At 32.1% G+C, this 8,867-nt stretch carries 6 protein-coding genes and 1 rRNA gene; 6 read left to right on the top strand and 1 reads right to left on the bottom strand.

Annotated elements, in window-relative coordinates; translation table 4 throughout:
- Positions 1-947: collagen-like protein (locus L872_RS04855; RefSeq protein ID WP_084340162.1), on the top strand; the 947-nt coding region annotated here is incomplete at its 5' end.
- A 293-nt stretch (positions 948-1,240) separates the two neighbouring features.
- Here L872_RS04855 and L872_RS0100035 read toward each other — a convergent pair.
- A complete protein-coding gene (locus L872_RS0100035; RefSeq protein WP_027062893.1) occupies positions 1,241-2,080 on the bottom strand; it encodes an SDR family oxidoreductase in 840 nt (279 codons plus the stop codon).
- A gap of 134 nt (positions 2,081-2,214) precedes the next feature.
- Here L872_RS0100035 and L872_RS04375 point away from each other — a divergent pair, with 134 nt between their 5' ends.
- The 5 genes from L872_RS04375 to L872_RS0100005 form a co-directional block, all read left to right on the top strand.
- On the top strand, positions 2,215-2,631 hold the full coding sequence (locus L872_RS04375; RefSeq protein WP_051418391.1) for a MerR family transcriptional regulator: 417 nt from the start codon (positions 2,215-2,217) through the stop codon (positions 2,629-2,631).
- A gap of 293 nt (positions 2,632-2,924) precedes the next feature.
- The gene (locus L872_RS0100025) at positions 2,925-4,340 is read left to right on the top strand and encodes an NADP-dependent glyceraldehyde-3-phosphate dehydrogenase (protein ID WP_027062892.1); all 1,416 of its coding nucleotides are present in this window, start codon (positions 2,925-2,927) and stop codon (positions 4,338-4,340) included.
- Positions 4,341-4,496: 156 nt separating this feature from the next.
- Entirely contained in the window at positions 4,497-6,851 is a 2,355-nt protein-coding gene (locus L872_RS0100020) for a lipoprotein (RefSeq protein WP_027062891.1), read from the top strand.
- Between the two features lie 148 nt (positions 6,852-6,999).
- Positions 7,000-7,596 carry a lipoprotein gene (locus tag L872_RS04850; RefSeq protein ID WP_051418390.1) on the top strand — a complete coding sequence of 199 codons (597 nt, stop codon included), beginning with the start codon at positions 7,000-7,002 and terminating at the stop codon, positions 7,594-7,596.
- Between the two features lie 420 nt (positions 7,597-8,016).
- Positions 8,017-8,867, top strand: a 16S ribosomal RNA gene (locus tag L872_RS0100005); the annotation flags it as partial.

The raw sequence follows: 8,867 nt of genomic DNA, 5'->3' as shown, positions 1-8,867 counted from the left end.
ATGGAGCCAAAGGTGATAAAGGTGCCAAAGGTGATAAAGGTGACAAAGGTGAAAAAGGTGACAAAGGTGACCAAGGATTACCAGGTAAAGATGGTAAAGACGGAACTAATGGTAAAGACGGAGTTGATGGTAAAGATGCTTATGATCTTGCTGTTGATAAAGGTTATAAAGGTTCATTAGAAGAGTGACTAAAATCTTTAAAAGGAGCTAATGGTAAAAGTGCCTATGATATTGCTGTTGAAAAAGGTTATAAAGGAACAATCAATGAATGATTGAATTCATTTAAAGGTAAGTCTGCATATGAGATTGCTGTGAAAAATGGATTCAAAGGAACTGAACTAGAATGACTAAAATCATTGATTGGAGCCAAAGGTGATAAAGGTGCCAAAGGTGACAAAGGAGATCCAGGTAAAGATGGTAAAGACGGAAAAGACGGAGCCAAAGGTGCCAAAGGTGATAAAGGTGATAAAGGTGACAAAGGTGATAAAGGAGATCAAGGATTACCAGGTAAAGATGGTAAAAATGTTACTAAAGAAGATATCAAAAAAGTTGTTGAAGAGTACTTTAAAGACTACGAACAGCAAGTTAAAAAAAATAAAGATGAAGTGGAATCTTTGAAAAAAATATCATCTATGTTTTTTAATATTGTTGCAGAACAGACAAAACAAAAATTCGAAGATTTTTGTGAAAAAGTCAGAGTTAATATTGTTCCTTTTACTTACAACGAATCTGATAAAGAAAGTTTACAATCAGAAATGAAGAACATTATTGAAGAACTTGGTATGGACGAAAGTTTTGGTTGAGTAGAACCATTTTGGTATCTTACTCATCAACAAAAAATAAAATGATTTATGAATCTAGAATTTAGAATTTTTGATAGAAAGCAAAAAGAAGTTTACATTATTCACAAAAAAACTTTTGATTTTGATTACAATAAAGATAGATAAAAGTTGATTTAAATTTTTAAAGTTATTGAAGACGCTCGAAATTATAATAGTCTATTCAGTAACTGCTCCTTTTGATATAACATCATTTAATGCAAATAAATCATAAAATGAAATTTAATTTTTGGTAAGACTGTTAATAAATGCAAATGCCTAATTCATAAGTGTTTTTTAGTTCTAAAAGTTTCACATATTTATTTATTTTAATTTAACTAAAAAATCTTCTTTGTCGAATTAGAAACTATCACAGTTTCTCGACTTAGAAGATTTTTTAGTATTTTTGTTTTATTTAAATGTTATTCCTCAACATGAAGATTCGTACAAATTTCCTTTAATTCATCCATATCTTTTTGAATTGCAGCAATTTTATCATTTGCATATTGATAAGCATCACGTCCCGCAAAAATATGAATTGGTAATGGTTGATTAAGTTTAGTAATTTTAATAATAAAATCACAGTATTTGTCAGGGTCACCATCTTGTTGTTTATCATAAGCTTTTAGATTATCAAATCATTGTTGACGATCCTTTTGATAATCAGCAATAGAATCTGTTCCTAAGATTAAAGAAGTTGGACTTAAGAAGTTAGTTCTAAATCCTCCAGGTTTAATACATGATACAGTAATTCCCAATGGTTTCAGTTCATGAGCTAAAGATTCTGTTCATCCATCAGTGGCAAATTTTACTGCAGCGTAAGTACTATTATAGGGAACCCCAACATAACCTCAAACTGAACTTGTAGTAAAGATATGTCCTGATTTTTGGCGACGCATTACTGGAAGAACTGCACGAGTTACATTCATTGTTCCAAATAAATTGACTTCAAAACAATCACGAATTTCTTTATCTGTTGATTCTTCAAAAGTTCATAGTTGTCCATAACCAGCATTATTTAATAAAATATCAATTCCGTTAAAAGCTTTAACAGTTTGGGCTACAGCATCATCAATCTCAGTTTGATTTCCAAGATCGACTTTTAAAGCTAAAAGATTAGGATGATTTCCTAATTCTGCGATAAGTTTTTCTGGATTACGAGTTGTCGCAGCAACTTGATGTCCTTGTTCTAGTAAGCGTTTAGTTATTCCTAAACCAAATCCTTGACTAGCACCTGTAATAAATCAGGTATTATTTTTCATAAATGGTACCTCCGTTTTGTACTAAACCTATCTTAAAACATTCTAGTTAGTATAAGGCAAGCAAAAATTTAAAAAACCGGTTTTTATTTAAAATGAAAAGTTTGTTTGGTATAGTAATATTCATTGGAGGATGTATGAATAAAGTAGGAATAAAACAATTAACTAAACTTTTTAATGTCTCAGAGCAAACAATTAGATTTTATGATGCTAAAGGCTTATTTCCCTTTTTTTACCGCGAAGATAATAACTATCGCTTTACATATGAAAAAGATTTGCAATGATTTCGTATGGTCTTTTTATTGAGAAAGTCAGGAATGGAAATTAAAAATATTCAACGTTATATTAATTTATGTATGGAAGGTGATCGAACTTTAGTAGAACGCTTAGAAATTATTCAAAGTCAAAAAGTTAGCTTACAAGCTAAAATTGATGATCTTCAAGATGAAATGCGCGTATTAACTAGTAAAGAAGCTCATTATCAAATGGTGATCGAAACAGGTGTTGTTGATGACTGAAATCCTGTCAACTTTAGGGAATTACTTAATAATTAACTAACAATAGCAAGGCATTAATTATATAAACAGCAAAAGTGAATAAACTTTTCAAATTTAAAAAATTACTTATATTATTTAAGTAATTTTTATTTTGGGGTTGCGTTAAAGTAACTATAATGTTTTATTATTGTATTGTATAGATAAAAAGTTCTATTTTTTCTACACATTAAATCATTGATTGCCAACCAAAACTTAATATAAAAAATATAAAATCAATAACCGCAGTTGTTAATTTATAATTATAAGTAAGGATTCATTTCGCATGGATCTTTTAGAATAGAGGAATAACTATGTATAAATTTAAAGCAATGATCAATAACAAATTTATTGAAACTAAAACCCAATTAGAAATTATTAATCCTGACGGATTAGAAGTTTGTGGGACTGTTAGTGCCCTATCAAAAGAACAAATTAATCATGCCTTTTTAGCAGCTCGTCAAGCACAAAAACGTTGAGAGAAACTTGGTTTGGATGAGCGTATTAAATCTTTAAATCGCTGAAAAGAATTATTATTAGAAAATAAGGCAGAATTAGCAACAATTATCATGACCGAAGTTGGTAAAGGCTACAAAGATGCTTTAGTTGAAGTTGAACGAACAGTTGAATATATGGCTGAAACATTTATGCAAGCTAAAGACCTACAACCTTTAAAATTAGATGGTGCTAAATATGGTGCTCCTAATAAACAAGCAACTTTCACTCGTGTTGCTAAAGGTGTTGGAGTAGCAATTTCACCCTTTAATTATCCAATCAATTTAGCAATTTCAAAAATTGCACCAGCTTTAGTTATGGGAAATACTTTAGTATTCAAACCAGCAACTCAAGGAAGCTTAATTGGAGCTCGTTTAGGAGAATTGGCTGTTGAAGCAGGAATTCCTGAAGGAATCTTTAATGTTGTGACTGGTCGTGGTCGTGAAATTGGTGATGAGATTGTAAAAAATCCTGAAATTGACTTCATTTCTTTTACTGGAAGTGTTGGTGTTGGAAAACACTTATTAGAAGTTGCTTCAAGTAAAGATGTTGTTTTAGAGCTTGGTGGTAAAGATCCCGCAATCGTTATTGATGCTGATAACTTAGAAAAATATGCTAATGAAATTGTTAGTGGAGCATTTAGTTATTCAGGACAACGTTGTACAGCAATCAAACGTGTATTAACAACAAATGAAATTGCTGATCAATTAGTTCCATTATTAGTTAAAAAAATTAATAATTTAACTGTTGGAAAACCAGCTGACAATGCCGACATTACACCATTAATTGATTTAAAATCAGCGGACTTTGTTTGAGAGTTAATTGCTGATGCTAAAGCCAAAGGAGCAATTACCTTAACTGGTGATTCACGAGTTGCCAATTTAATCACTCCAACTTTGGTTGATCATGTAACAACTGAAATGCGTTTGGCATGAGAAGAACCATTTGGACCAGCATTACCAATCATTCGTTTAAACTCAATTGAAGAAATGATCAAAGTCGCAAATGCTTCAAACTTTGGCCTACAAGCTAGTGTTTATGGAACAAACATTGATCAAGCAATTGAAATAGCTCAACAAATTGAGGCTGGAACTATTAACATCAATGGTAAATCACAACGTGGACCAGACCAATTCCCATTCTTAGGAGTTAAAGATTCAGGATTTGGAACTCAAGGAATTGGGGAAACAATTTTATCAGTAACTCGCTATAAAGGAATTGTCATTAATAATTAAAAGTTTACAAAAGATACAAGGCTGAGATTATTAATTTTGAGAATTGCTAACCTAAAAGAGGTTAGCAATTCTTTTTTTTTTTTTTTTGTTGTATTTGAAAAATTTTTTTATTATATGAGTAAGTTTTTAGTAAAACTTTGAAAGGAAAATAATCAAATGAAAAGAATATTAACAATTTTAGGAGCAATTTCATTAGTTACAACGACAACAACAACTGTTGTTAGTTGTGGTAATAAAACTAAAGCGGAAGTTGATAAACTAAAAAATCAGTTAAAAGAACTTCAAAAGCAAAAAGATCATCTACTTGATGAGCATTCCCAAGAGTTGCAACAAAAACAGCAAGAATTAAAAGAACTTCAAAATGAGCTTACAACTAAACAACTTGAAATCACAAAGTTAAATGAGCAGATTTCGCAAAAAGATACCCAAATTGCTGACTTCGAAACTAGGCTTGGAGAGTTGACAATGACGTTAGCAGAAAAGGAAACTTTACTCCAACAAAAAGAACAAGAACATCAAGACTTATCTGAACAACATCAACAAGTTAAATCAGAACTTGAAAGTTTACAAACAGCTTATCAAAATAAAATTAGTGAGGCTAAGATTTATCAAGCAAAAATTGCTGACTTGGAATCTCAAATCGAATCTCAAGCCGCTTTAATTGAGCAAAAAACTTCAGCAATAGAATCACTAGTTAAACAAAACAAACTTGATGAAGCAAGAGTAGAGACTTTGACAGAACTATTACAAGCCGCCAAATTAAAAAATCGGCAACTAGAAACTCAAATTACTAATTTGAACGACCAACTTGATAAAAATGTCAAGTCATCTGATGAACTAAAAAATCTTCTAAAAACCTTAACTAGTGAAAAACACCAACTAGAAAGCCAACTATCTGAATCTCAAGAAAAAGTTAAAAGTTTTGAAATGGAATTACAAAATAGGGTATGAACTGATTTAGATGATTTGCTAGAGCACTATAATAGAGCAGTTAATTTAGAACAAAAAGTTTTAGAAATTCAAACAGAACTTGAAGCAAAAAATAAAGCTTTGATTGAAAAAAACCAGCAGCTTCAAGAAAAGGTTACTGAAAATCAAACTTTACGCGATACGATTCTAGATTTAGAACAACAAAACGATCAAATTATGGCTGATTTTGAAAAAGCTCGAAATGATTTGGAAAAGTTAAATCAGACTGTTGCTCAAAAAACCGCTGAACTAGTTGATTTAAAAGCTAAAAATCAGCAGCTCATAAAATCAAAAGCAAAACTTGAGGCAGATTTGAAAACTTCGCAAGAACAAAATCAACAATTAACAAGTTTGAAACGTCAATTAGAACAAGATTTAAAAACAACAACTGCTAGTTTAGAAAAGAAAAATCTTGAAATAACCAGTTTGAAAACTGAAAAAGAAACTTTAAATTCTCAAGTTACAACTTTAAAAGCTCAATTAGCAGATGCTAATATTCAGAAATCAGCATTGGAACAAGAAATTGAAACCTTAAAGCAACAAAAGCAAGCGTTTGAAAGTCGTTATAATAGCTTAAGCAAAGAATATGAGGAGTTATCAAAGTCTTATGGACTTAAAAAAATTGTTAGAAAAGAAGTAGACCCAGCTTTTTGATCACTATTAGATACTAAACAAAGCGATTTAAAGATTCGACAAGATATTGGAGATTATAGTAGAGAAGAAGACAAACATACTCCTAAAAACTTTTATATGGCTGATCACCAAAGCAAAGCTCAACTTAAAAAACAAGAGTTCTATTACAAAGGAATTAGAGAGTTTTTATTAGAATTCATTGGCAAAAATAATTTAAAAGAGGACTCTAAATACCTGTTGAAAGTTGATAAAAAAGATTATCATAAGTATGAAATTCACCCTTCTATGATATACGATGATATTTACTTATCTGACTTAGCAAATCCCAACAATTTAAAACTGATCCAAACACAAATGCAGTTGTGATTAAACAGTTTGAAAACCAATACAAATTATCATAGAAATTATTTTGGTTTAGCTAAGTATTGAATTAATTTATTAAATCCAGTGGTCAAGGTGTTTCATTTAACTAAAAAAGATTCAAATGTTAGAAATCTAACTAATTATGATTTAGAGGACAATAAGGAATACTTAGATGCCAAATCAACAAGAATTGAAATTTCGCTACAGCCGCAAATTAAAGCAACTGATTCTCCTGAAGATAAATTAATCAAAAAACTGGTTTATGGTGATAAACGTTTTTTTGATTTGGCAATGATTGATTTTACTGACGACTGAAATCAAAATGGAATGTATGCTAGAAATGAAGATGGTCCATGAAATCTGAGTTTTAATGATAAAGCGCTTAATCGTAGTTTATATGAGAGTGGATATTATGGAAGTAAGTACTCAATAAGAATTAAAAAAATTGAAGAGGCATTAAAGAAAAGAATGAAAGGCGATGATTTAAACTTGGATGTGAACGAAGCTACTGACTGGTTTTTCTCAATTAAGCTAAATGAGTATTAAAAAAGTTGTCAAATGATGTTAAAAATTTCAAGTTATGGTTTTGAAACCACAAAATGGTTTCAAAACCATAATTCTTATTTCTGGGGTTAAATATGCATATTTTAAGTGTACCTATTAAAATAATAGATAAGACGTAGGAGGTCTGAATATGAAAAAATTATTAACACTATTAGGAGCAGTAGGATTAACTGCAACTGCAAGTACAGCAGTTGTTGCTTGTGGAGATCCAAAAACTCCAGCAACTAAAGAAGTAAAAGCTGAGGATGTTAAAACAGCAGCAAGTAAAGACATCAAAGATTTAGCAGATTTAGCAGCAGTTAATGCTAAATTAAAAGAAGTTAAAGTAACAGGAGTTAAATCTTTGGTAGCAGCTGCTAAAGGAGAATCAAAAACTGATGTTACTGTAACTATCGAATTAGAAGAAGGTTACACATTAAAAGGAGACAAAACTTTTGATATCACTGGAGCAATTAAAGGTGAAGAAGCAAAAACACCAGTTATTTCTGGAGCAACAGATAAAACAGTTAAAGTTGGAGCAACTGAAGAACAAATAATCACAGTTGCAAATTCTGTTGAGGGAAAAATTTTAACAGCAAAATCATCAGATGACAAAAAAGCAACAGTTGTTGTTGACGGAGATAAAGTTACAGTTACTGGAGTTGAAGAAGGAACTGCAACAATTACTCTTTCTTATGACGGAGCAGAAAATGTAACATTTGAAGTTACAGTACAAGCTGCTGAATAAGTAAAAAAATACAATTATTAATCAAATAACTATTTTTTTAAGAACGAGATTTTCTCGTTTTTTTATTTTGATATTTTCTTTTATATATAGTTCTAAACTTATAAATTTTTATAAATGTATTATCTTATTTACCTTTGATACCTTTGACTTATTCCAACTCCTATATTATTAAGAAAATACTGATACTTAATATTAGTAAAAAAAGAAAATTGCAAAAATTTTTTATTTTTTCAAAAAACCTATTCCATTTTATTTTTTGCTATGCTAATATCTAAAAGTCGCCGAGTTGGCAACACAATGATCTTTGAAAACTAAATAGAACAACAATTGTACAAATCTTGATCAATATCAATTTAATTTGAGTAGACAATATTATATATACAATAAAAAAAGAAACAGTCAGAATCAATTCACATTTTTTCAAATGAGAGTTTGATCCTGGCTCAGGATAAACGCTGGCGGCATGCCTAATACATGCAAGTCGAACGGGGGTGCTTGCACCCCAGTGGCGAACGGGTGAGTAACACGTATCTAATCTACCTTATAGCGGGGGATAGCCTTTGGAAACGAAGGGTAATACCGCATGAGAATTTCATTATCGCATGAGAAGAAATTGAAAGCACCGTTTGGTGCACTATAAGATGAGGATGCGGCGTATTAGCTAGTAGGCGGGGTAAAGGCCCACCTAGGCGATGATACGTAGCCGAACTGAGAGGTTGATCGGCCACATTGGGACTGAGATACGGCCCAGACTCCTACGGGAGGCAGCAGTAGGGAATTTTTCACAATGGACGAAAGTCTGATGAAGCAATGCCGCGTGAGTGATGACGGTCTTCGGATTGTAAAGCTCTGTTGTAAGGGAAGAACACTTAGGAGAGGAAATGCTCTTAAGCTGACGGTACCTTACCAGAAAGCCACGGCTAACTATGTGCCAGCAGCCGCGGTAATACATAGGTGGCAAGCGTTATCCGGATTTATTGGGCGTATAGGGTGCGTAGGCGGATTTGCAAGTTTGAGGTTAAAGCCCGGGGCTCAACTCCGGTTCGCCTTGAAAACTGCAGTTCTAGAATACAAGAGAGGTAAGCGGAATTCCATGTGTAGCGGTGAAATGCGTAGATATATGGAAGAACACCTGTGGCGAAAGCGGCTTACTGGCTTGTTATTGACGCTGAGGCACGAAAGCGTGGGGAGCAAATAGGATTAGATACCCTAGTAGTCCACGCCGTAAACGTTGAGTACTAAGTGTCGGGGGTTATACCTCGGTGCTGCAG

Origin of the sequence: Mesoplasma seiffertii ATCC 49495 (genome assembly GCF_000518725.1) — a bacterium.
GTDB classification, from domain to species: domain Bacteria; phylum Bacillota_I; class Bacilli_A; order Mycoplasmatales; family Mycoplasmataceae; genus Tullyiplasma; species Tullyiplasma seiffertii.
This window is presented reverse-complemented; position numbering and strand designations above follow the sequence as displayed.